The sequence below is a fragment of the Azospirillum isscasi genome (assembly GCF_030849505.1).
In the GTDB taxonomy this organism is placed as follows: Bacteria; Pseudomonadota; Alphaproteobacteria; order Azospirillales; family Azospirillaceae; genus Azospirillum; species Azospirillum isscasi.
The window spans coordinates 1-1872 of sequence record NZ_JAUJFI010000335.1; the positions used below are offsets into that span (position 1 = coordinate 1).

Annotated in this window: 2 protein-coding genes and 1 pseudogene; 2 read left to right on the forward strand and 1 reads right to left on the reverse strand. The window is 74.4% G+C overall.

What is annotated here, in order from left to right; translation table 11 throughout:
- Together QSG27_RS28815 and QSG27_RS28820 are read left to right on the forward strand one after the other, a co-directional pair.
- On the forward strand, positions 1-307 hold a 307-nt coding region (locus QSG27_RS28815), incomplete at its 5' end, for a DUF72 domain-containing protein (protein ID WP_306712271.1).
- A 203-nt stretch (positions 308-510) separates the two neighbouring features.
- A pseudogene (locus QSG27_RS28820) lies at positions 511-1776 on the forward strand (DUF2339 domain-containing protein); the annotation flags it as partial.
- A gap of 2 nt (positions 1777-1778) precedes the next feature.
- Here QSG27_RS28820 and QSG27_RS28825 read toward each other — a convergent pair.
- On the reverse strand, positions 1779-1868 hold the full coding sequence (locus QSG27_RS28825) for a hypothetical protein (RefSeq protein ID WP_306712272.1): 90 nt from the start codon (positions 1866-1868) through the stop codon (positions 1779-1781).
- Between the last annotated feature and the right edge of the window lie 4 nt (positions 1869-1872).

Consider the following 1872-nt stretch of genomic DNA (forward strand, 5'->3'; position numbering starts at 1 on the left):
CCTGCTGGTGGACCACGCCGTCGCCCGTGCCGCCGCCGACCCGGCCCCGGTGCCCGCGGCGGCGGAGCCGGCGGGCTGGGACGGGTTCCGCTATTGGCGGCTGCACGGATCGCCGGTGATGTACCGCAGCGCCTACCCGCTGGACGCGCTGGACCGGCTGGCGCGGCGCTTCCGGGACGAGGCGCGGGACCGTGCGGTCTGGTGCGTCTTCGACAACACGGCGGACTTTCACGCGGTCGATGACGCCCTGACGATGATGGGCCGTTTGGACGCCTCTATAGGTCAGAGAGACAAGCCCGCCGGCTGACCGCTATCGTTGCGGCGGAGCAAGCGCAGCCGGGGCGGTCGGGCATGGACGTCATCCTTCTGGTGCTGGTCGGGGCGGTCGTCGCCTACCGGTTCAACCGCCGGCTGACGGCGCAGGAACGCGAGATCGCGCGGCTGCGGCAGGCGATGGAGCGGCTGCAAGGGCCGGTGACGCCGGACGCCGCGCCGGTCGATGCCCCCGCCATGCACACCGCCGCCGCGGAGTCCCCGCCGGAGCCGCCCGCGATCCCGCTACCCCCGGTGCCATCGCCACCGCCGCCATCACCACCGGCGGTATCCGTCTGGAGCCGGCTGGAGGACGCGCTGGCCGGGCGCTGGCTGATCTGGCTGGGCGGGGCGACGGTCGCCCTGGCGGCGGCCTTCTTCATCAAGATGTCGATGGAACAGGGCTGGCTCGGCCCCGGCGTCCGCGTGACGCTCGGCCTGCTGTCCGCCGCGGCGCTGATGGCCGGGGGGGAGTGGCTGCGGCGGCGCGGGAAGCCGGCGGAACCGGCAGGGCGCGATCCGGTGCCGCCGGCCCTGACCGCGGCGGGGCTGTTCACCGGCTTCGCCAGCGTCTATGGCGGTTATGTGCTCTACGATCTGTTCGCGCCGCCGGTGGCCTTCGCCCTGCTCGGCGGGCTGGCGGCGCTGGGCATGGCGCTGTCGCTGCTTCAGGGGCCCTACATCGCGGCGCTGGGCCTGCTCGGCGGCTTCGCGACGCCGCTTCTGGTCTCGTCCATCGGAGGATCGGCCTGGGGACTGTTCGCCTATCTGCTGGCCCTGTCGGGAGCGGGCATGACGGTGGTGCTGTGGCGCGGCTGGCGCTGGCTGGGGCTGGGCACGCTGGTCGGGGCGTCGGGCTGGGTGCCGGTCTGGTACGTCGGCGGCTGGAGCCCCGGCGACGCCCTGCCGGTCGGCATCTACCTGCTGCTGAGCGCCGGGCTGTTCCTGATGCCCGCCCTGCTGGCGGGGCCGGTGGAGGCGGTGGCGCGCACCTCCCTGTTCGACATGCTGCGCTGGAAGGGGCGCCCGCGGGCGGACCGTCTGGCCGTCGCGGCGGTGGCGGTGCTGGGCGTGCTGATGGCGATGCTCGCCACCGTGGACGGGCACCGCACGGGATCGCTGGTGATGCTGGCGCTGTTCGGTCTGCTCTGCATCGCCGCGGGGCGCCGGATCGAGCGGATCGCCGGCATCGCCTGGATCGGCGCGCTGGCGGTTCTGCTGGCCTTCGCCGGCTGGACGGTGCCGCGCTGGCCCCTGCCGCCGCCCGCCGTCACCGCGGACGGTCACCCCATCGTGCCGCCGCCCGGTTCCGGGCTGCCGGTCCAGTCCGGGCGCTTCCTGTGGGCGGTGGCCGGCTTCGCCCTGCTGTACGGGATGTGCGGCTTCATCGCCCTGTGGCGGTCGGCGCGGGCGGCGCTGTGGTCGTCGCTGGCGGCCTGGATGCCGGTGGTTCTGCTGGCGCTCGCCTATTGGCGGTTGGACCCGCCGCGGGCGACCAGACGGTGGTTCACCAGGACCTCCACCGGCTCGTCCACCTTGCGCTCCAGCTCCACCACGGCG